General features: G+C 71.2%; 16 protein-coding genes and 1 tRNA gene. 7 read left to right on the forward strand and 10 right to left on the reverse strand.

All coding sequences use genetic code 11. The features are described 5' to 3' along the window. Positions 1-20: 20 nt before the first annotated feature. Positions 21-2,714, forward strand: a complete 2,694-nt coding sequence (gene ppc, locus ACIA6C_RS26045) for a phosphoenolpyruvate carboxylase (RefSeq protein ID WP_399279529.1) — start codon at positions 21-23, stop codon at positions 2,712-2,714. A 96-nt stretch (positions 2,715-2,810) separates the two neighbouring features. Here the strand turns inward: ppc and pth are convergent, their stop codons facing one another. From pth to ACIA6C_RS26075, 6 genes are all read right to left on the reverse strand, one after another. After that, complete coding sequence (gene pth / locus ACIA6C_RS26050) at positions 2,811-3,401, reverse strand: aminoacyl-tRNA hydrolase (RefSeq protein WP_361137175.1); 591 nt, start codon at positions 3,399-3,401, stop codon at positions 2,811-2,813. Between the two features lie 109 nt (positions 3,402-3,510). Then, the gene (locus ACIA6C_RS26055) at positions 3,511-4,095 is read right to left on the reverse strand and encodes a 50S ribosomal protein L25/general stress protein Ctc (RefSeq protein WP_399279351.1); all 585 of its coding nucleotides are present in this window, start codon (positions 4,093-4,095) and stop codon (positions 3,511-3,513) included. Positions 4,096-4,289: 194 nt separating this feature from the next. Next, entirely contained in the window at positions 4,290-5,267 is a 978-nt protein-coding gene (locus ACIA6C_RS26060; RefSeq protein ID WP_136213578.1) for a ribose-phosphate diphosphokinase, read from the reverse strand. 145 nt (positions 5,268-5,412) lie between these two features. Beyond that, a complete protein-coding gene (gene glmU / locus ACIA6C_RS26065; protein ID WP_366080168.1) occupies positions 5,413-6,861 on the reverse strand; it encodes a bifunctional UDP-N-acetylglucosamine diphosphorylase/glucosamine-1-phosphate N-acetyltransferase GlmU in 1,449 nt (482 codons plus the stop codon). A gap of 123 nt (positions 6,862-6,984) precedes the next feature. Beyond that, positions 6,985-7,055 (reverse strand) — tRNA-Gln (locus tag ACIA6C_RS26070). A gap of 11 nt (positions 7,056-7,066) precedes the next feature. After that, complete coding sequence (locus ACIA6C_RS26075) at positions 7,067-7,972, reverse strand: hypothetical protein (RefSeq protein WP_399279354.1); 906 nt, start codon at positions 7,970-7,972, stop codon at positions 7,067-7,069. Positions 7,973-8,103: 131 nt separating this feature from the next. On the opposite strand from ACIA6C_RS26075, the gene ACIA6C_RS26080 reads away from it, so the two are divergent. After that, complete coding sequence (locus tag ACIA6C_RS26080) at positions 8,104-9,363, forward strand: sensor histidine kinase (protein ID WP_399279531.1); 1,260 nt, start codon at positions 8,104-8,106, stop codon at positions 9,361-9,363. A gap of 48 nt (positions 9,364-9,411) precedes the next feature. Here ACIA6C_RS26080 and ACIA6C_RS26085 read toward each other — a convergent pair whose 3' ends face one another. Together ACIA6C_RS26085 and ACIA6C_RS26090 are read right to left on the reverse strand one after the other, a co-directional pair. After that, a complete protein-coding gene (locus ACIA6C_RS26085; RefSeq protein WP_361137171.1) occupies positions 9,412-9,936 on the reverse strand; it encodes an SUKH-3 domain-containing protein in 525 nt (174 codons plus the stop codon). A gap of 5 nt (positions 9,937-9,941) precedes the next feature. After that, the gene (locus ACIA6C_RS26090) at positions 9,942-10,469 is read right to left on the reverse strand and encodes a YwqJ-related putative deaminase (protein ID WP_399279533.1); all 528 of its coding nucleotides are present in this window, start codon (positions 10,467-10,469) and stop codon (positions 9,942-9,944) included. Between the two features lie 304 nt (positions 10,470-10,773). Between ACIA6C_RS26090 and ACIA6C_RS26095 the strand changes: the two genes are divergently transcribed. From ACIA6C_RS26095 to ACIA6C_RS26105, 3 genes are all read left to right on the forward strand, one after another. Beyond that, positions 10,774-11,769, forward strand: a complete 996-nt coding sequence (locus ACIA6C_RS26095; RefSeq protein WP_361137170.1) for an SMI1/KNR4 family protein — start codon at positions 10,774-10,776, stop codon at positions 11,767-11,769. 7 nt (positions 11,770-11,776) lie between these two features. Further along, positions 11,777-14,050 (forward strand): SUKH-4 family immunity protein, encoded by a 2,274-nt coding sequence (locus ACIA6C_RS26100; RefSeq protein WP_399279356.1) that lies wholly within the window; start codon positions 11,777-11,779, stop codon positions 14,048-14,050. A gap of 162 nt (positions 14,051-14,212) precedes the next feature. Then, entirely contained in the window at positions 14,213-15,073 is an 861-nt protein-coding gene (locus tag ACIA6C_RS26105; RefSeq protein WP_399279358.1) for a cellulose-binding protein, read from the forward strand. A 68-nt stretch (positions 15,074-15,141) separates the two neighbouring features. Here ACIA6C_RS26105 and ACIA6C_RS26110 read toward each other — a convergent pair whose 3' ends face one another. Then, complete coding sequence (locus ACIA6C_RS26110) at positions 15,142-16,143, reverse strand: hypothetical protein (protein WP_399279360.1); 1,002 nt, start codon at positions 16,141-16,143, stop codon at positions 15,142-15,144. Between the two features lie 82 nt (positions 16,144-16,225). Beyond that, a complete protein-coding gene (locus ACIA6C_RS26115; protein WP_399279535.1) occupies positions 16,226-17,725 on the reverse strand; it encodes an MFS transporter in 1,500 nt (499 codons plus the stop codon). A gap of 699 nt (positions 17,726-18,424) precedes the next feature. On the opposite strand from ACIA6C_RS26115, the gene ACIA6C_RS26120 reads away from it, so the two are divergent. Then, complete coding sequence (locus tag ACIA6C_RS26120) at positions 18,425-19,201, forward strand: ABC transporter ATP-binding protein (RefSeq protein WP_399279362.1); 777 nt, start codon at positions 18,425-18,427, stop codon at positions 19,199-19,201. Continuing rightward, on the forward strand, positions 19,198-21,774 hold the full coding sequence (locus ACIA6C_RS26125; RefSeq protein ID WP_399279364.1) for an ABC transporter permease: 2,577 nt from the start codon (positions 19,198-19,200) through the stop codon (positions 21,772-21,774). The genes ACIA6C_RS26120 and ACIA6C_RS26125 overlap by 4 nt, the downstream gene beginning before the upstream one ends. The last annotated feature ends 14 nt before the right edge of the window (positions 21,775-21,788 follow it).

A 21,788-nucleotide genomic window follows, 5' to 3' on the forward strand; every position in this document is an offset into this window, starting at 1 on the left:
CCGCCACCGCCAACGCGGAACTGCGCGCCGACATCCGCCGCCTCGGCGACCTCCTCGGCGAGACCCTCGTACGCCAGGAAGGCCAGGACCTCCTCGACCTCGTCGAACGCGTCCGCGCCCTCACCCGCACCGACGGCGAGGCCGCCGCCCGGCTCCTCGGCGAAACCGACCTGGAAACCGCCGCCAAGCTGGTGCGCGCCTTCTCCACCTACTTCCACCTCGCCAACGTCACCGAACAGGTACACCGCGGCAAGGAACTGCGCGCCCACCGGGCCGCCGAAGGCGGCCTCCTCGCCCGCACCGCCGACATGCTCAAGGACGCCGACCCCGCACACTTGCGCGAAACGGTGGGGAACCTCAACGTCCGGCCCGTCTTCACCGCCCACCCCACCGAAGCGGCCCGCCGCAGCGTCCTCAACAAGCTGCGCCGCATCGCCGCCCTCCTCGAAGAGCCCGTCACCGGCGCCGGCGAACGCCGCCGCCACGACCTGCGGCTCGCCGAGAACATCGACCTCGTCTGGCAGACCGACGAACTGCGCGTCGTACGTCCCGAACCCGCCGACGAAGCCCGCAACGCCATCTACTACCTCGACGAACTCCACGCCGGAGCCGTCGGCGACGTACTCGAAGACCTCGCCGCCGAACTCCGGCGCGTCGGCGTCGAACTGCCCCCCGGCACCCGCCCCCTCACCTTCGGCACCTGGATCGGCGGCGACCGCGACGGCAACCCCAACGTCACCCCCGACGTCACCCGCGACGTCCTGATCCTCCAGCACGAACACGGCATCACCGACGCCCTCGCCGCCATCGACGAACTGCGCGGACTGCTGTCCAACTCCATCCGCTACACCGGAGCCACCGAGGAACTCCTCACCTCCCTCCAGGCCGACCTCGAACGACTGCCCGAGATCAGCCCCCGGTACAAGCGCCTCAACGCGGAAGAGCCCTACCGCCTCAAGGCCACCTGCATCCGCCAAAAGCTCCTCAACACCCGCGAACGCCTCGCAGGCGGCACCCCCCACCAGGACGGCCGCGACTACCTCGGCACCGCCGAACTCCTCGCCGACCTCACCCTCATCCAGACCTCCCTGCGCGAACACCGCGCCGTCCTCTTCGCCGACGGCCGCATGGACCGCACCATCCGCACCCTGGCCGCCTTCGGCCTCCAGCTCGCCACCATGGACGTCCGCGAACACGCCGACGCCCACCACCACGCCCTCGGCCAGCTCTTCGACCGCCTCGGCGAGGAATCCTGGCGCTACGCCGACATGCCCCGCGACTACCGCGGCAAGCTCCTCGCCAAGGAACTCCGCTCCCGCCGCCCCCTGGCCCCCACCCCCGCACCCCTCGACGCGGCCGGCGCCAAGACCCTGGGCGTCTTCTTCGCGATCAAGGACGCCTTCGAGAAGTTCGGCCCCGAAGTCATCGAGTCCTACATCATCTCGATGTGCCAGGGCGCCGACGACGTCTTCGCCGCCGCCGTCCTCGCCCGCGAAGCCGGCCTCATCGACCTCCACGCCGGATGGGCCAAGATCGGCATCGTCCCGCTCCTGGAAACCACCGACGAACTCAAGGCCGCCGACGTCATCCTCGACGCCATGCTCGCCGACCCCTCCTACCGCCGCCTCGTCTCCCTGCGCGGCGACGTCCAGGAGGTCATGCTCGGCTACTCCGACTCCTCCAAGTTCGGCGGCATCACCACCAGCCAGTGGGAGATCCACCGCGCCCAGCGCCGCCTGCGCGACGTCGCCCACCGCTACGGCGTGCGCCTGCGCCTCTTCCACGGCCGCGGCGGCACCGTCGGCCGCGGCGGCGGCCCCTCCCACGACGCGATCCTCGCCCAGCCCTGGGGCACCCTCGAAGGCGAGATCAAGGTCACCGAACAGGGCGAGGTCATCTCCGACAAGTACCTCGTACCGTCCCTCGCCCGCGAGAACCTCGAACTGACCGTCGCCGCTACCCTCCAGGCCTCCGCCCTGCACACCGCCCCCCGCCAGTCCCACGACGACCTCGCCCGCTGGGACGCGGCCATGGACACCGTCTCCGACGCCGCCCACGCCGCCTACCGCGCCCTCGTCGAAGACCCCGACCTCCCCGCCTACTTCTTCGCCGCCACCCCCGTCGACCAGCTCGCCGACCTCCACCTCGGCTCCCGCCCCTCCCGCCGCCCCGACTCCGGCGCCGGCCTCGACGGCCTGCGCGCCATCCCCTGGGTCTTCGGCTGGACCCAGTCCCGCCAGATCGTCCCCGGCTGGTACGGCGTCGGCTCCGGCCTCAAGGCCCTGCGGGAAGCCGGCCAGGACGACGCCCTCGCCGAAATGGGCAAGCGCTGGCACTTCTTCCGCAACTTCCTGTCCAACGTCGAGATGACCCTCGCCAAGACGGACCTGCGGATCGCCCGCCACTACGTCGACACCCTCGTACCCGACCACCTCAAGCACGTCTTCGACCGCATCCAGGCCGAACACGAACTCACCGTCCGCGAAGTCCTGCGCATCACCGGCGGCGAACAGCTCCTCGACTCCCACCCCGTCCTCCAGCAGACCTTCGCCGTCCGCGACGCCTACCTCGACCCCATCTCCTACCTCCAGGTCTCCCTCCTCGCCCGCCAGCGCGCCGCCGCCGAACGAGGCGAAGAACCCGACCCCCTCCTCGGACGCGCCCTCCTCCTCACCGTCAACGGCGTAGCCGCCGGCCTGCGCAACACCGGCTGACCGGCACGCGCAAACGCAAGGGGGTCTCCCCGCGCCCCACGGCCCGGGAAGACCCCCTTCCGGCATCCCCACGAGGACGGACCCCCGCCGGGACCACTACGCGTTGTACGCCGACTGCGCCCGCTCCAGGCCCTCCTGGACCAGACACTCCACCGCATCGGCCGACCGGTCCACGAACCAGTCCAGCTCCTTGCGCTCCGTCGAAGAGAAATCCTTCAACACGAAGTCCGCCACCTGCATCCGGCCCGGCGGCCGCCCGATACCGCACCGCACCCGGTGGTAGTCCGGCCCCATCGCCTTCGTCATCGACTTCAACCCGTTGTGCCCGTTGTCACCGCCACCCAGCTTCAACCGCAGCGTCGGATAGTCGATGTCCAGCTCGTCATGCACCGCCACGACCCGCTCCAACGGCACCTTGTAGAAGTCCCGCAGCGCCGACACCGGCCCACCCGACAGGTTCATGAACGACATCGGCTTCGCCAGCACCACCCGCCGGTTCGCCGGACCCGGAGCACCGATCCGGCCCTCCACCACCTGCGCCCGCGCCTTGTGCGCCTTGAACTTCCCGCGCATCCGCTCCGCCAGCAGGTCCACCACCATGAACCCGATGTTGTGGCGGTTGCCCGCGTACTCCGCCCCGGGATTCCCGAGACCGACGATCAGCCAGGGCGCCGCGTCGTCCGACATCAAAAGCTCCTTACGTGCCTGGAACGAAGACGACCGCCGTCCCGCTCCAGTGGAGCCGGACGGCGGTCGTTCAGCAAGTGCTGCGAATGCTGAGGGGGAGAGGCGGAACTCAGGCCTCGGTGCCCTCGGCGGCCTCGGCGGCCGGCTCCTCGGCCTGCGGGGCGACGACCTGCAGGACCGGGGTCTCACCGTCGACGGCCAGGGTGGTGCCCTTCGGCAGAACCAGGTCCGAAGCGTGAATGGTCGCGCCGGCCTCCAGGCCCGCGATCGAGACGGTGACCTCGGTCGGGATGTGGGTGGCCTCGGTCTCGACGGAGATCGTGTTCAGCAGGGTCTCCAGCAGGTTGCCGCCCGGGGCCAGCTCGCCCTCGGTGACGACCGGAACGTCGACCGTGACCTTCTCGCCCTTCTTGACGATCAGGAAGTCGACGTGCGAGATGGAGCGCTTCAGCGGGTGCTTCTGCACGGCCTTCGGGATGACCAGCTCGGTGCCGCCGCCCGCGATGTCCAGGGAGATCAGGACGTTCGGCGTACGCAGCGCCAGCAGCAGGCCGTGGCCCTCGACGTTGACGTGCTTCGGGTCGGTGCCGTGACCGTAGATGACACCGGGAACCAGCGCGTCGCGACGGGCCTGGCGGGCAGAGCCCTTGCCGAAGGTGTCACGGAGCTGGGCGGAAAGCTTGACCTCGGACATGCTCACTCCTCGTGGGGTGACGGAAAAAGGACGACGGTCACCCGGCCGGAACGGCCTGCTACGAAGAGCGCGTCGATAACGGAGCACCCGCACCCGAAAAACAGGTACGGCCTCCCTCGCCGAGCAACTCGACGAGTCTACCCGGCCGGGAGGCCACACCCAAAAGGATCAGCGGCGCAGGGCGCCGACCGCCCCTACTGCTGCTCTTCGAACAGGCTCGTGACCGAACCGTCCTCGAACACCTCGCGCACCGCACGCGCGATCATCGGCGCGATCGACAGCACCGTGATCTTGTCCAGCTCCAGGTCCGACGGGTCCGGCAGCGTGTTCGTGAACACGAACTCGCTGACCTTCGAGTTCTTGAGACGATCAGCGGCAGGACCCGACAGGATGCCGTGCGTCGCCGTCACGATCACGTCCTCCGCACCGTGCGCGAACAGCGCGTCGGCCGCGGCGCAGATCGTGCCACCCGTGTCGATCATGTCGTCCACCAGGACGCAGACCCGGCCCTTGACCTCACCCACGACCTCGTGGACGGTCACCTGGTTCGCCACGTCCTTGTCACGACGCTTGTGCACGATCGCCAGCGGCGCGTCCAGACGGTCACACCAACGGTCCGCCACCCGCACCCGGCCCGCGTCCGGAGACACGATCGTCAGCTTCGACCGGTCCACCTTCGCACCCACGTAGTCCGCCAGGACCGTCAGCGCCGACAGGTGGTCCACCGGACCGTCGAAGAAGCCCTGGATCTGGTCCGTGTGCAGGTCCACCGTCAGGATCCGGTCCGCACCCGCCGTCTTGAGCAGATCCGCCACCAGACGCGCCGAGATCGGCTCACGGCCCTTGTGCTTCTTGTCCTGACGGGCATACCCGTACGACGGCACGATCACCGTGATGGAACGCGCCGAAGCACGCTTCAACGCGTCGATCATGATCAGCTGCTCCATGATCCACTTGTTGATCGGAGCCGTGTGGCTCTGGATCAGGAAGCAGTCCGCACCACGCGCCGACTCCTGGAACCGAACGTAGATCTCACCGTTCGCGAAGTCGAAAGCCTTCGTCGGCACCAGAGCGACGCCCAACTGGTGCGCGACCTCCTCGGCCAGCTCGGGGTGGGCGCGGCCGGAGAAGAGCATCAGCTTCTTCTCGCCGGTCGTCTTGATCCCGGTCACAGCACAGTCTCCTCAGACGTGTTGAAAGCTGCTCGCCCCCGTGCGCGTCCGTCCCGCACACGGTGAGCCAGCCGAATTGCGTGCACCTATCACGGTACGCCGTCGCCGACGCACCTGTTTCCGGTCAGTTCACCCGGACAGCCGCTCAACGCGACCCCGAGCCCTCCCCGACCGCCGACTCGGCCGCCGCAGCAGCGGCACTCCCCGGACGCTTACGAGCCACCCAACCCTCGATATTCCGCTGCTGGCCACGGGCAACGGCCAGCGCACCCGCCGGCACGTCCTTCGTGATCACCGACCCGGCCGCCGTGTAAGCACCGTCCCCGACCGTGACGGGCGCCACAAACATGTTGTCCGAACCCGTCTTGCAGTGTGAACCGATCGTCGTGTGGTGCTTGTGTTCACCGTCGTAGTTCACGAAGACACTCGCCGCACCGATGTTGGTGTACTCACCGATCGTCGCGTCCCCGACGTACGACAGGTGCGGCACCTTCGTACCCTCACCGATCGTCGCGTTCTTCATCTCGACGTACGTACCCGCCTTGGCCTTCGCACCCAGAACCGTCCCGGGACGCAAGTACGCGAACGGACCCACCGTCGCCGACTCGCCGACCACCGCCGAATCCGCCACCGTGTTGTCCACCCGGGCACCCGCACCCACCCGCGTGTCCCTCAGCCGCGTGTTCGGACCGACCTCGGCCCCCTCCGCGACATGCGTGCTCCCCAGCAGCTGCGTACCCGGGTGGACCACCGCGTCCTGCCCGAACGTCACCGACACGTCCACGAACGTGCTCGCCGGATCCACCACCGTCACACCCGCCAGCATCGCCCGCTCCAGCAACCGCGCGTTCAGCAACGCCCGCGCCTCCGCCAGCTGCACCCGGTTGTTGATCCCCAGGATCTGCCGGTGATCCGCCCCCACGGCCGCCCCCACCCGATGGCCGGCCTCACGCAGGATCCCGAGGACGTCCGTGAGGTACTCCTCGCCCTGGCTGTTGTCCGTACGGACCTTGCCCAGCGCATCGCTCAGCAGCGCCCCGTCGAAGGCGAAGACCCCGGAGTTGATCTCACGGATCGCGAGCTGCGCCTCGGTGGCGTCCTTGTGCTCCACGATCGCCGTCACGGCACCGGTCGCCGCGTCCCGCACGATCCGCCCGTAGCCGGTCGAGTCGGGGACCTCGGCGGTGAGCACGGTGACGGCGTTCCCGTCGGCCTCGTGCGTGTGCGCGAGCTGCCGGAGCGTCTCGCCCGTCAGCAGCGGGGTGTCGCCGCAGACGACCACCACGGTCCCGGTGATCTCGCCGCCGAGCTCTTCGAGGGCCATCCGGACGGCGTGCCCGGTGCCGTTCTGCTCGTACTGGACGGCGGTACGCACGCCCGCGTCGATCTCGGAGAGGTGCGCGGCGACCTTCTCGCGGGCGTGGCCCACGACGACCACGAGGTGCGCGGGGTCCAGCTCGCGTGAGGCGGCGACGACGTGGCCGACGAGCGAGCGCCCGGCGATCTCGTGCAGAACCTTGGGAGTGGCCGACTTCATGCGGGTGCCTTCACCCGCTGCGAGTACGACGACGGCTGCCGGGCGGGTTGCGCTCACGGGGGTGCCCTTCGGCTTCGGGGGTGGACCCGTGAAGGATACCGGTGGCCCGGCCCCCGGAAACGAGGCCGGGTCCCGACCGCGGAGGTCAGGACCCGAACCTGAGCAACTGATGTGTGTGAGCTCCCGGAGAAGGATTCGAACCCTCATTCAATGGACCAAAACCATTTGTCCTGCCCTTAGACGATCCGGGATGGTTCGCCCACTATGTCCGATATTGGTGATCGGCTGCGGCTGCAGCCCCTACTATGCCGCACCACCAGCCTTCGATGCGACGGTACAGACCGGCGCTTCGGAGTACGCGGACCGCGAGACAGCCGTAGTAGTTCTCGCCGGTGTTCTTTCGCACCGTCTTCGGATTGTGGCGCTTCAGCGTGGTCTTGAGGAATACGGCTCCGCTCTTGCCCACGAGGTCCGCCCAGTACGCCTCCGCCGCCGGGACGTCGGCCGACTCGTGGATCGTGATCGCGCAGCGGATCTGCTTGCCGTCGACGCCCAGCAGGCGCAACCAAGTGAGATACGTGCGGATCATGTCCGGGTCGCTGTTGACGAAGATCGCACGCTCGCGCCGGTCGTAGGTTTTGTCCTTGCTGCCCTCTGCCCAATAGAGGCCGACGCCCAGGATGAACAGTTCCCGTTCCGAGAGCTCGGTGATCTCGGCCGCGGCCTCCTGCTTGATGCGGCGTCGCTCCTCATCTCGTGCGTCGAGAGTCCGCTCCCAGCCCCGCTTGGCGTTCACGGAAGCCTCTTCCGGGGTGCGGTGCCGCTCCGGCTTCGGGAGGTCGCGGACCCAGAGGGAGATGGAGCTCTTCGAGCAGCCGAGCTCGACCTGCATCTGGTCGTAGGTCAGGCCCTGGAGGCGTAGTTCGCGGGCCTTGGCGCGGAGGTCGTCCTTGGCGTTGGGGCGCTTCGTCCATTCGGGGGCGGGTTCGCCTTCCAGGAGGCGGTTGAGGATGTCGTTGTTGTGGACGTGGAGGCGGTCGCGGATCTGGCGGCGGCTGAGGCCTTCGCGGCGCAGGGTGACGGCCTGCTCGCGCAGGGCCTCGAAGGTGGTGGCGCCCGTACGGAGGCCGCCGGTGCCGTCGCCGGGGCGGCGTCGGGTTTCGGTCATGTGGCCAATGTCGTCCGGAATGCGGGATTCAGGTTTCGATGGGCGGGACATTCAGTCGTACGTGCGATTACCGATGGTTTGCCGGTAAATCCGTCGGCCCTGTGCTGCGGGTGCTGCGTACGCTGGACGGCATGACCAGTACGGGGGAAGAGCAAGGCCGCGCTGGGCCGCCTTTGTGGTGGGAGCGGCGGCGGGACGTCGTGTGGGACGTGGGGATCGGGGCGGCGTCCGCCCTGGAGTGCGCGTGGGAAGGGGTGCCGTTCGCGCGCGAGGCCGGGGTGCCGGCGGTGCTGGGGGTGCTGTTCGGGGCCGTGGTGGGGGCCACGCTCGTGCTGCGGCGGCGTTGGCCGGTGGCCGTGGTGCTGGTGGCGATCGCGGTGACGCCGGCGGTGATGGGGTTCCTGCTCGGGGTGGTGGGGCTGTACACCCTGGCCGCGTGTGAGGTGCCCCGGCGGGTCACGGCGACGGTGGCTTCGATGTCGCTCGTCGCGACGCTGGTGGTGATCTACATGCGGACCGACGACGAGGCGGGGGTGACGCAGACCCTGTTGCTCTCGCTGTCGGTGTTCGTGGCGGTGGCGCTGACGGTGCCGCCGGTGCTGCTCGGCATGTACGTGGGTGCGCGGCGCCGGTTGATGGAGAGCCTGCACGAGCGGGCGGATTCGCTGGAGCGGGAGTTGTCGCTGCTCGCGGAGCGGGCCGAGGAGCGCGCGGAGTGGGCGCGTACGGAGGAGCGGACGCGGATCGCGCGGGAGATGCACGACGTGGTGGCGCACCGGGTGTCGTTGATGGTGGTGCATGCGGCGGCGTTGCAGGCGGTGGCGGTGAAGGATCCGGTGAAGGCGGCGCGGAACGCGGCTTTGGTGGGGGACATGGGCCGGCAGGCGTTGACGGAGTTGCGGGAGATGTTGGGGGTGTTGCGGGCTCCGGTGGCGCCGAAGCCGGTGGCGGTGCCGGTGGTGCCGGTGGTGGTTGCGGGCCAGGAGGAGGGACCGTCGCTGGCGGAGCTGGAGGTGCTGGTGGGGCAGTCGCGGGAGGCGGGGATGGTGGTGCGGCTGGATGTGCGGGGGGAGTGGCCGGGGTATGCGGCGGAGGTGGAGCAGACGGCGTACCGGGTGGTGCAGGAGGCGTTGACGAACTGCCACAAGCACGCGCCGGGTGCGGAGGTCGAGGTGCGGCTGGCTCACCGGGAGGGTGAGGTGGCGATGCAGGTGGAGAACGGGCCGTGTGACGGTGATGCGGGTGGGGCGGGTCTGCCCAGTGGGGGGAACGGTCTGGTGGGGATGCGGGAGCGGGTGCTGGGGCTGGGCGGGGTGTTCGTGGCGGGGCCGACGGACTCGGGTGGTTTCCGGGTGTCGGCCGTGCTGCCGTGTGCGCCCGTGCGGGCCTAGCCGAACGGGCCGCCCTGGCCCCCTGGCCGACCTGGTTGTTCTGGCCGCCTAGCCGAGCCGGCTGCCCTGGCCGGTGGTGAGGCGGGTGGGCTGGAGGCCGGTGAGGAGGAGGGTGAGGGCTTCGTCGAGGGAGGCGCCGAGGTACCAGTCGCCGGTGTGGTCGATGCCGTAGACGCGGCCTTCGCGGTCGATGGCCAGGTGGGAGCCGGTGTCGGCGTCGATGCCGAGGGGGCTGAGTTCGGTGGTGAGGGCGCGGCCGAGGTCGGCGAAGGTGCGGGCGAGGTGGAGGCCGGTGAGGGGGTCGAGGTGTACGGGGGTGGGGGCTATCTGGCGGCCGGGGCCGGGGGCGGTGACGGTGAGGCCGCCGAATTCGGCCCAGGCTTCGACCGCGGCGGGGAAGACGGTGTGGCGGTGGCCGGCGGGGGTGGTGTGGTCGCGCAGGGCGTCGGCCCAGTATTCGGCCTGCTTGATGTCCCAGCGTCCGGGTTCCCAGCCGGCGGTGCGCAGGGCGTTGTCGATGGGGGCGGGGAAGCGGGTGGCTGAGGAGCGGTCGTAGGACGCGGAGGTGGTCATGGCGGCTACTCGGTGTGGGAGAGGTCGACGGGGCGTACGCCGAAGTGGGTGAGGAGGGCTTGGCAGGAGCGGCAGGGGGGTGCGTAGGTGCCGTGGAGGGGGTCGCCGTCTTCGCGGATGTGGCGGGCGGTGATCTTGGCGTGTTTGAGGGAGCGGCGGGCTTCGCTCGCGGTGAGGGGTTTGCGGGAGGCGCGTCTGCTGCGGGTGGCTTCGGTGGTGGTGATGTGCCGGGAGAGGAGTATGGCTTCGGGGCACCGGCCGGTGAAGCGTTCGCGTTGGCTGCTGGTGAGGGTGTCGAGGTAGTCCTGGACGAGTGGGTGGAGTGCGGGGGGCTGGTCGGCTTTGCCGGCGGTGCCGGTGAGGGTTTCGCCGCGTACGGAGAGGGCTGCGGCGATGGTGGGCAGGATGCCGTCGCGGCGGAAGCGCAGTACGGGGGCGGTGTGGCCGTCGGTGGTGCTCCAGCGCAGGCGCGGGTCGCCGGTGGCGGTGGCGGTGGTGGTCGCGGTGGTGCCGGCGGCGACGGTGGTGGCCATGGTGCCGGTGGTTGCCGTGGTGGCGGTGGCGGGTGCCGGTTCGGCGTGGTCCGCGCGTGTTGCCGTGTGCTGCATGGTCGCTCTTCCCTCCCGTGGCGGCGGTGGTGGCCGCGGTCGCGCACGCCCCCGTGCTGAGGGGACAGCCTGTCAAATGTCCCGTGTGGTGTGGAAGCGGGGTCGAATTTTCGTATCAATTCGGATGTTGCGGGCCGTGGTGTGGGTGGGTGGCCGGTGGGCGGGGGCCGCTCTTGCGGGAGCACATAGGCTGTGGTGAACCAGCCAGATCCAGCAGGGGGCTACCGCCATGACGACAGGTCGGCTCGGGCAGCAGGCCCCGCCACCCAACGCCGCTTATTCGGGGCAGGTCGTGCATTTTCCGGACCCGGTCCGGGCTGCCCGGCATCCTCACGGTGTCCGGATGAGTGGTGAGGGTCATCCTGATTTCTCTCCGTACGCGCGGGCGGCGGTGGAGATCGCGGAGCCGCCGGAGGGTTTCGGTGTGGACGAGTTGCGTTTGACGGACTACGTGTCCGCGAATGCGGCGATGCGCGCGGTGGGTCACGAGCTGTGGGACACGGTCGGTGCGGTGGCGACTCCGCACGGGTGGACGTGGCACCACGTGGCGGGGTCGCGCCGGCTGGAGCTGGTTCCGGTCGAGGTGAAGGCGTTGCTGCGTCATCACGCGGGGCTGGCGTCGGCGCCGGTGGATCAGGACAAGCGTGGGACGCGGCCCTTGCAGGAGGTGCGTCCGGTGCACCTGGGTCTGCCGAAGTCGGTGGTTTCGGTGTCGGAGCGGCAGGTGCAGGGGGTCGAGGAGGACCTCGGGTACCGGCTGCCGGAGGCGTACCGGTCGTTCCTCAAGGCGGCCGGAGGCTGTGCTCCGGTGGGTACGGGGCTGGATGTGGAGCTGGGTCTGTTGGTGGACCAGCCGTTCTTCACAGTGCGTGAGGAGGCGGCGGTCAACGACCTGGTGTACGTCAACAAGTGTCTGCGGGACCACCTGACGAAGGACTACCTGTGTGTGGCCTTCGTGCAGGGCGGGTTGCTCGCGGTGAAGGTGAAGGGTGAGGGGATCGGTTCTGTGTGGTTCTCTCCCTACGACGACGGGCGTGACCGGGACGGCTGGTCGGTGCAGGAGCGCGTGGAGCGGCTGTTGCTGCCGTGCGGTGCTGATTTCGACGCCTTTCTGGAGCGGTTGGCGGGTAATCCGCCGGAGTTGGAGACGGTGGCCGGTCTGATGGTGGACGGCGGATTCGCACGCTCGGTTCCCGTTGCGGGTGCCGCTCCGGTGGAGGGGTGACGGCGCGGTGGTGACGTTTGCGCAGGCGCAGGAGCGCGCCGAGGAGTGGATCAACGGGGATGTGCCCGGGTACCAGCACCGTGAGGTGCGGGTGCGGGAGTTCGGGCTGGGGTTCGTGGTGTGGGCGGAGGACCGTGCGGCGGGTCCGGTGTCCGGTGGTGGGCGGCAGCGGCTGGTCATCGCGCGGGACAGCGGGGAGGTGACGTTGTGGCCGGGGTTGCCGGTGGGTGAGGTGATCCGGCGGTACGAGGAGGAGTACGGGGCGGCGTCGGCGCCGGTCGCGGAGGCTTCGGTTCCGTCGCCGCGGATCGACTCGGAGCAGACGTCGTTCATGTTGAGTCCGCCGGAGTGGTTGCAGGAGGCGGCGGACCGTGCGGGCATTCCCCGGGAGGAGTCTTCGGGTGCCGTTTCCGCGGCTGCCGAGGTTCCTGCGGGCGAGGTTCCTCCGGGGGCGGTCGCGTCTCGTGGCGGGGGCGAGGTGCCGTACGAGCCGACGGCCGAGGACGGGGTGCCGGCGGGGGCGACCCCGTGGGCGGGGACGGATGTGAATTCCGGGGCGGACGAGCCGTCGGTGCCGTTGCCGGCGACGGTGTTCGCGCCGCCGCTTTCCGGGTCGGACGTGGAGGAGGGCGCGGCGGCGTCTTCGGGGGTGGCTCCGGAGGCGAAGACGACGTTGATGTCCGGGGGCAGTCAGCTGCCGAGGACGGCGATAGCGCCGGCGCTGGGGGAGGGTGCGGGGAGCATCGCCGACGCGCCGACGAGCAAGGCGCAGGTACGGCCGGGGGTTTCCAGGGCAGCGGCCGGTGCGCCGGCTGACGTGCCGTCCGTGCCTCCTGCGCCTCCGGCGCTGCCGGGGGCTTCTGGTGCGCCGGGTGGTGGGCTTGATCACGCTGCGACGATGTTGGCCGGACCTGCTGTGGTGGGTCCGCCGGTTCCGCCCGGGCCGCCGCCGGCTCCTGGTGTGCCTGGGGGTTCGTCCGGGGGTGCGGGTGTGGGTGCCGGTGCTTCTGGTGGGCCGGGTGGTGGGCTTGATCATGCGGCGACGATGTTGGCGGGGCCTGCTGTGGTGGGTCCGCCGGTTCCGCCCGGGCCGCCGCCGGCTCCTGGTGTGCCTGGGGGTCCGTCCCGGGGCGCGGGGGCTGGTGCGGGTGCTCCTGCGGCTCCTGGTACGCCCGGCGGCGGCGTGCATCATGCCGCGACGATGCTCGCGAACCCCGGTGTCCCGCAGCCGCCCGGCCCGCCCGGTCCGCCGCCCGGCGCGCCGCAGCACGGCCCGGCTCCCGTGGCGGCGCAGCAGCCCGGCGTGCCCACGGTGGGCCCCGGGTACCAGGCCGTGCTGCGCTACCGGGCGCCCGACGGTTCCGAGCAGCAGCTGATCCGTCGTTCGGCGCCCGGTACGCCGCACCCCGAGTGGCAGATCCTGTACGAGCTGCGTGCGATGAACGTGCCGCCGCAGCAGGTGCTGGAGCTGCACACGGAGCTGGCGTCGTGTGAGCTGCCCGGTGGTTACTGCGCGCGGATGATCCGCGAGACGTGGCCGCAGGTGCGGATCACGAGCGTGGCCCCGTACGGCACGGATCACGCGAGCCGTCAGCAGGGCATGCGGCATCTGATCACCCACCAGAGTGAACTGCACCAGGTGGCGGACGGTCCGGCGCGCCCCGCGCCGGTGCGGGCGCCGCTGCCGCAGGTTCCGTTGCAGCCGGCGATCCCGCTGGAGGCGATCGCGCAGGAGCTGGCGGGGGCGTTCGGGCCGCAGGGCGTGTTCCGTTTCGATCAGCGGGCGGTATCCCGTCAGGGTGTGCCGGAGATCGTGGCGCAGACGCTGATGTGGTCGGGTCTGCCGGTGGACTTCGGGCCGTTCTTCTGGGCGCAGGCGGTGCCGGGTCAGCCGTTGCCGACGTTGGCGGAGCTGGCGGCGCAGCGGCAGGTGCAGGCGGCGTCGGACGCGGGTTCGTACCTGGTGGTGGGCAGTGACTTCGGCAAGGCGCTGTGCGTGCAGTACGGGACGGCGCACATCGTCGCGGTTCCGGTGGAGGCCGGTCCGGGCGGGGCGCCGGTGCCGCCGCAGTTCGTGAATTCGAGCCTGCCGCAGTTCGTACGGTCGCTGGCGATGCTGGGTCAGATGTGGCGGTTGCGCCAGCATTTGACGCCGGAGCAGGCGGGGCGTTGGACCGTCGATTTCCAGGCGAATCTGGCGGGGCTGGACAGTGCGGCGCTGGCTTCGCCGGAGAGCTGGTGGTCGGTGCTGGTGGAGCAGATGTGGGACGGGCTGCTCTGATCGCGGCCGTCGGCAGGTGTGGCCGGGCCGGGACCTCCGTGAGGGGTTCCCGGCCCGGCCATTCCGGCTTCAGGGAGCAAATGACGCATCCTTGACGGGAATCCCCGCGAGAGAGGCGCTTCCAGCATGAGTGCACCGATGACACCTCAGGGACCTCAGCGTTTGGCGACCGCGCGCGGTCGCGGTTACCGGACGGATCAGGTCGACCGGTATCTCGCGCGGCTGTCGGGCAGCCGGGACGAGGCCTGGGAGCGGGTGGCTCGGCTGACGGTCCTGGCGAAGCGGATGGAGGCGGAGGCGCAGCGGCTGCGGGAGACGGTGGCCTCGCTGGCGCCGCAGACGTACGACGAGTTGAGCGAGCGGGCGCGGCGGATCCTGGCGCTGGCGCTGGAGGAGGGCGAAGCCGTACGGGGGGACGCGCGCGCGGACGCGTCGGCGACGCTGGGTGCGGCGGACGCGTACGCGGAGCGGGTGGCGGAGCTGGCGCGGCAGGACGCGCACGCGGTGGTGGAGCAGACCGAGGTGCGGGCGCGCCAGGGGCTGGAGCGGGCGCAGCGCGAGGCGGACGAGGTGCGGGCCAAGGCGCGGGACGACGCGGCGCGGTGGCGGGCGGAGGCGCACGCGGCGCTGGTGGAGACGCGGCGGCGGGCGGACGTGCTGGTGGCGGAGCAGGAGCAGGAGCAGCGGGAGCGCCGGGAGGCGGCGGAGCGGGAGATCGCCGTACGGGAGGCGGACCAGGAGGCGCGGTTGTCGCAGCTGGAGCGGGACGCGGAGGCGCGGCTGGCGGAGGCGCGGCGGGGGTTCGCCGAGGCGGAGGAGGCGGCGCGGCACGGCCAGGAGGACGCCGAGGCGCGGGGGGCGGAGCTGGTCGCGGCGGCGCGGGCGCGGGAGGAGCGGGTGGGGCGGGAGACGGAGCGGGTCCTGCGGGAGCATGCCGAGGCGCAGGAGGAGATGCGGGCGCACATGAGCCATGTGCGGTCGAGCCTGGCGGCGTTGACGGGGCGGGCTCCGGCGGAGGGCTGAGCGGGGCGGCGGCGGGCTGTGCGGGGCTCCGCCCGCACCCAGCGCACCCCGGCCCCGCGCGCCGCGCCTCAAACGCCTGCGGGGCTTGAGGGGTGGGCCGGACTTGCGGTGGCGGCCGGACTTGCGGTGGCGGCCGGGCTTGAGGGGTGGGCCGGGCTTGGGGAGTTGGACGGGCTTGCGGGGTTCGCCGGGTTTGACGGGGCGGCTGCGCCTGAGGGGGTGGCCGGGGTGGATTCGGCGGGGCCGGATGGGGCGTCTGCGGCCGGGGCGTAGACGTACGGGTCGCTGCGGAGGCCGTGGGAGGTGACGGTCACCGTGAAGGGGGTGGACGGGGGGTTGGGGAGGGGCGCGGTGAGGGCGCAGGTCAGGGGGTCGAGGACGGTGGGGACGGGAGTGTCGGCCACGGTGACGCGGGCGTCGTCGAAGCCGCCGCCCTCGATGGTGAGGACGCCGTCCGCGAGGGTGACGTGCGTGATGACCGGGTTGGCGCGGGTGGCCAGCTTGTTGACGAGGTAGGCACCCGCCGGGGCTCCGGTGAGGGCCCAGATCTCCCCGGGCAGGCGCGGGAGTCCGCCGCCGACGTCGGCGAGGAAGAAGAGGACGACGTAGAGCATCGTCACCGCGCCGAGTGCCACGTATTGGAGGTCGACCAGGTCCGTGCGTCCGCTGTCGTTCGCGATCAGCTCCCGCAGCGGCCGCCGGCCCGTGGTGGTCGGCTTGGGGGCCGGCTTGGCGAGGCTGCCGTTCTGCACGCGGATCCCGACGACCGTCTTGGCCCCGATCAGCGCCAGGTAGGGGCCGCCGAGCAGCGGCAGGTACACCGTCGTCAGGTTGGACAGCGGGCCGTGCTCGCCCTGGAACCAGGTGGCTCCGCCGCCTGCCGTCAGCCCGTAGGCGAGGCAGGTGAGCAGCAGCCAGACCAGGATGACGGTCCAGGCCAGGGCGAGGGTGGTGGAGGTGGAGAGCCGGCCGTCGCGGCCGGTGATGAAGCCGGGGTGGTGGTAGAGCCGCAGGGCGGTCGGGCCGGCCAGGGCGGCGAGTAAGGCCAGGGCGAGGAGTGCGGAAGTCATGGGTCCCCCGTGTGGTGGTGCCGGGCGTCGGGTCGCCTCCAGAGAAATACCCGCACGCCCGGAGCATGACAACTTGCGGGGGCTACTCCTGGCCCGGCAGGACGGGGAACGTGCGGGGCGCCACCGTCAGCAGGATCAGCAGCGCTGCCAGGGCGGCTACCGCCGCGCCGAGGAAGATGTGGTGCACGGCGGCGTTCACGGCGGCCCGCAGGTGGTCGGCGGCGGCCTGCGGGAGGAGTTCCGGCCGGTCCAGTGCCTTCGATACGTCGTCCAGGTGGTCCGGTAGTCCGGGAACGGGGGCCCGCGTCAGCCGGGCGGCGATGGTGGCGTTGGCGACGGCCCCCATGAGTGCCGCTCCCACGCTCTGGCCGACCTGCCGGGAGAACAGGACGGAGGCCGTCGTGGTCCCCCTTTCCGCCCAGACCACCGTGGACTGGACCCCGGCGATCAGCGGGAGTTGGAAGAGGCCGAGGGCGGCGCCGAGCAGCAGCATGACCGTCGCCGCCTGCCAGGGCCGGGCCGGGTAGGGGAGCAGGGTGAAGGAGAACAGGACCACGGCGGCCAGGGCGACCCCGGTGGCGGCGGTGTCGCGGAACCCGATGCGCCGGTAGACGTGCTGGGCGACGGCGGCGGTGATGGGCCAGGTCAGGGTCATGGCGGAGGCGACCAGGCCGGCATTGACGGCGCCGAGGCCGAGGACGGCCTGGGCGTAGGTCGGCATGAAGACCTGCGGGGCGGCCATGAGGAGGCCGAGGGCGGCCATGGCGAGGTTGACGGCGGCGATGGTGCGCCGGCGCCACACCCAGCCGGGCAGGATCGGTTCCTCGGCCCGGCGTTCCACGTGGACGACCAGGGCGGCCAGTAGTGCGCCGGTGGCCAGGAGTCCGAGGGAGGGGGCGGAGAGCCAGGGCCAGGCGACGCCGCCTTGGACGAGGGCGAAGAGCACGACCCCGCCGCAAGCGAACACGCCGAGTGCGCCGGCCCAGTCGATGCGGCCCCGGCGCCCCGGGGAGCGTACGGGTTCGGTGAGGTGGCGGGCGATGATCGCGAGTGCGGCGAGGGCGAGCGGCAGGTTGAGCAGGAAGATCCAGCGCCAGTCCGCGTAGGTGGCGATGACTCCGCCCACCGCGGGGCCGCCGACGGCCGAGGTGGCCCATACGACGGTCATCCGGGACTGGATGCGGGGGCGGTCCTTGAGGGGGTAGAGGTCGGCGGCGAGGGTCTGGACCGTGCCCTGGAGGGCGCCGCCGCCGAGGCCTTGGAGGATGCGGAACGCGATGAGAGCGGCCATGTTCCAGGCGGCGGCGCACAGCAGTGAGCCGAGGAGGAACAGGGTGATGCCGATGAGCAGGACGGGCTTGCGGCCGTAGGTGTCGGAGAGCTTCCCGTAGACGGGGAGGGTGACGGTGCCGGCGAGTACGTAGCCGGCGAAGATCCAGGAGAAGACCGAGAAGCCGCCGAGGTCGCCGACGATCTGGGGGACGGCGGTGGAGACGATGGCGCCGTCGAGGGCGACGAGGCCCATGGTCAGCATCAGGGCGGCGACGACGGCGGCCTTCGGCCGCCCGCGCCCCGCCACCACGTCCGCCCCTCCGCCCGTGCCCGCCTCCCCGGACTGGCCGGCTCTGCCCGCGTCCGTGGAGCGCGCCGGACGCCCGGCGTGGGCGGCACTTCGGGTTTCCCCGGCGTACGCGGGGCCCGCCGCCCTGCCGGCGTCCACGGTGGTCGCCGGCTCCGCGGGGTCGGTGGCTCTGCCCGCCTCCGTGGGGGGTGTCGGCTCCGCGGAGTCGGCGGCTCTGGCCGGTTCCCCCGCGTCCGCGGGGCGGGCCGGCCCGGCGGTGCTGGTCGGCCGCCTCGGTCTGGTCGTCCGCCACGGATTGGCTGAAACGTTTCGCCTTGCGCGGTTCCGCGCGCCCTCCCCAGGGCGGCCGCCCGCTCTCTCCCCCATGCCCACCGCAGTCCCCTCCACCGTGCACGCGTGTGCGGGCAACACCCTCTCACCGGGCGCGCGCCGGCGGTATCCCCGAGGCCCGCCGTCCCGAGGGATGAAAACCCCTAGGGGTTCCTCCGCAGCCAGGGCGAGGGGTCTTTCGTCCCCGCGGAGGAGGTGCGGGCCCGCGGCGGGTCTTTAACTGAGTCATATGAGCGGGACGGCCGGGGTGGGGGTAACCCCCGTACGGACACGGCGTAGGGCACCAGTGCCCGACGGGCCCCCGTTCAACAGACTTGGGCCGGCGAGCTGCGCCGGCCACCGACGAGGGGAAGCACCGTGACAACGGCCATGACCGAAACCAGGCAGGGGGGCACTGGGGGGCATCCCGCCGTCGCGGCCCGGGCACGCGAGGTCGTCAAGGCGTACGGCTCGGGCGAGACCCGCGTCGTCGCCCTCGACCGGGTCGACGTGGACATCCACCGCGGCCGGTTCACCGCGATCATGGGCCCCTCCGGCTCCGGCAAGTCCACCCTGATGCACTGCCTGGCCGGTCTGGACACCGTGACCAGCGGCCGGATCCACCTGGACGACACCGAGATCACCGGCCTCAAGGACAAGAAGCTCACCCAGCTGCGCCGCGACAAGATCGGCTTCATCTTCCAGGCGTTCAACCTGCTGCCGACGCTGAACGCCCTGGAGAACATCACGCTCCCCATGGACATCGCCGGCCGCAAGCCCGACGCCCAGTGGCTGGCCCGGGTGGTGGAGACCGTGGGCCTCGCGGGCCGTCTCAAGCACCGCCCGACCGAACTCTCCGGCGGCCAGCAGCAGCGCGTGGCGGTCGCCCGCGCCCTCGCCTCCCGCCCGCAGATCATCTTCGGTGACGAACCCACCGGCAACCTCGACTCCCGCGCAGGGGCCGAAGTCCTCGGCTTCTTGCGCCAGTCGGTGGACGAGCTGGGCCAGACCATAGTGATGGTCACCCACGACCCGGTCGCCGCCTCCTACGCGGACCGCGTCATCTTCCTCGCCGACGGCCGCATCGTGGACGAGATGGCGAATCCGAGCGCCGACCAGGTCCTGGACCGGATGAAGGACTTCGACGCACGCGGGCGGACCTCGTGACCGTCATGAAGACCGCGCGGCGCAACTTCGTCGCGCACAAGGGACGCATGGCCCTCTCCGCCATCGCCGTGCTGCTCTCGGTCGCCTTCGTCTGCGGCACCCTGGTGTTCACGGACACCATGAACACCACCTTCGACAAGCTGTTCGCGGTCACCAGTTCCGACGTCACGGTCAGCCCGAAGGAGCCCGACGCGGGCAAGGCCCCCGGAGACAGCGGCAAGCCCGAGGTGCTCGCCGGCCCGGTCGTCGAGCGCGTCTCGAAGATCGAAGGCGTGAAGTCCGCCGAGGGCGGAGTGATCTCGGCGGCGGTCACCGTCGTCAACGCCAAGAACGAGAACCTCGGTTCGGACGGCGGCGCCCCCACCCTCGCGGGCAACTGGACCGCGAACGAACTCAAGTCCATGAAGATCACCTCCGGCCGGGCCCCCCGCGGCCCGACCGAGGTGATGATCGACGCCGACACCGCGAAGAAGCACCACCTCGCCCTCGGGGACGACATCCGCACGATCGCCGTCACCGGCGACAACCGGGCGAAGATCAGCGGTATCGCCTCCTTCACCGTCACCAACCCGGGCGCCACCGTCGTCTACCTCGACACCGTCACCGCCCAGCAGCTGCTGCTCGGCACCCCCGGCGCCTTCACGCACGTCAACGTCACCGCCAAGGACGGGGTCAGCGACGAGCAGCTCAAGCAGAACATCGCCAAGGCCGTCGGCGCGGGCGCCTACAAACTGCAGACCGCGAAGGAATCCGCGGACGCCAACCGCAAGAGCGTCGGCTCGTTCCTCAACGTGATGAAGTACGCGATGCTCGGCTTCGCCCTGATCGCGTTCCTGGTCGGCATCTTCCTCATCTTCAACACCTTCTCGATGCTGGTCGCCCAGCGCACCCGCGAGATCGGTCTGATGCGCGCCATCGGCGCCGACCGCAAGCAGATCAACCGCTCCGTCCTCGTCGAGGCCTTCCTGCTGGGCGTCGTCGGCTCGGTCCTCGGCGTCGGCGCCGGTGTGGGTCTGGCCGTGGGCCTGATGAAGCTCATGGGCCAGATGGGCATGGACCTCTCCACCGACGACCTGACCGTCGCCTGGACCACCCCGGCCGTCGGCCTGTTCCTCGGCATCCTCGTCACCGTCGTCTCCGCCTACATCCCCGGCCGCCGCGCCGGGAAGGTCTCGCCGATGGCCGCGCTGCGCGAGGCCGGCACCCCCGGCGACAAGCGGGCCGGCCGCATCCGGGCCGCCTTCGGCCTGGTCCTGACCGGGCTCGGCGGCGCCGCGCTCTTCCTCGCCTCGGCCGCCGACAAGGCCACCCAGGGCTCGCTGTGGCTGGGGCTGGGCGTCGTCCTGACCCTCATCGGGTTCATCGTGATCGGCCCCTTCCTCGCCGGGATCGTCGTACGGGTGCTGTCCGCGCCGGTGCTGCGGCCCTTCGGTTCCGTCGGCCGGCTGGCCGAACGCAACGCGCTGCGCAACCCGCGCCGCACCGGCGCCACCGCCGCCGCGCTGATGATCGGTCTGGCGCTGGTCGCCTGCCTGTCGGTGGTCGGCTCCTCGATGGTGGCCTCCGCGACCGCCGAGCTCGACAAGTCGGTCGGCGCGGACTACATCGTCAGCTCCCCCTCCGGGCAGCCGGTCGTGCCGCAGGCCGAACAGGCGCTGCGGGCCGCCGCGAACCTGGACCACGTCACCGCGTACCGCGACATCCCGGTGAAGATCACCGCGCCCGACGGGTCGAGCGCCGACGACGGCCTGGGCGCCACGGACCCCACGTACGCCAAGGACATCCGGCGCACGATGACGGCAGGCGAGCACGCGGCGGCGTACGGGCCGAACGCGATGTCGGTCGGCTCGCTCTACGCCACCGAGCACCACCTCAAGATCGGTGACGAGCTGACGGTCGCCTTCAACGGCGGCAAGACGGCCAAGCTGAGGATCGCGGCGATCACCAGCGACGAAGGCAACCTCGACAAGGGGATGAAGTACATCAGCACGGCCGTCGCCGAGGCGAACCTGCCGGCCGACAGGCTGCCGCGCCCCTTCATGCTGCTGGCCACCGCCAAGTCCGGGCAGGCGGACGCCGCGTACGACGGGGTCAAGGCCGCGCTGGCGCAGTACCCCCAGTACAAGGTGCTCAACCAGGCCGACTACAAGCAGGTCCTGCGCGACCAGGTCGGACAGCTGCTGAACATCGTCTACGGGCTGCTCGCCCTCGCGATCATCGTCGCGGTGCTGGGTGTGGTGAACACCCTGGCGCTCTCGGTGGTCGAGCGGACCCGCGAGATCGGCCTGATGCGCGCCATCGGCCTGTCCCGGCGTCAGCTGCGCCGCATGATCCGCCTGGAGTCCGTGGTCATCGCCCTGTTCGGCGCGCTGCTCGGGCTCGGCCTGGGCATGGGCTGGGGCGCCACGGCGCAGCGGCTGCTGGCGCTCGAAGGGCTGAAGGTGCTGGAGATCCCGTGGCCCACGATCCTCGGGGTGTTCGCCGGCTCGGCCCTGGTGGGCCTGTTCGCCGCACTCGTCCCGGCGTTCCGGGCGGGGCGGATGAACGTTCTGAACGCGATCGCCACCGACTAGTTCGGGAGGCGTTC

It is taken from the genome of Streptomyces sp. NPDC051578, assembly GCF_044454045.1.
Lineage (GTDB): Bacteria > Actinomycetota > Actinomycetes > Streptomycetales > Streptomycetaceae > Streptomyces.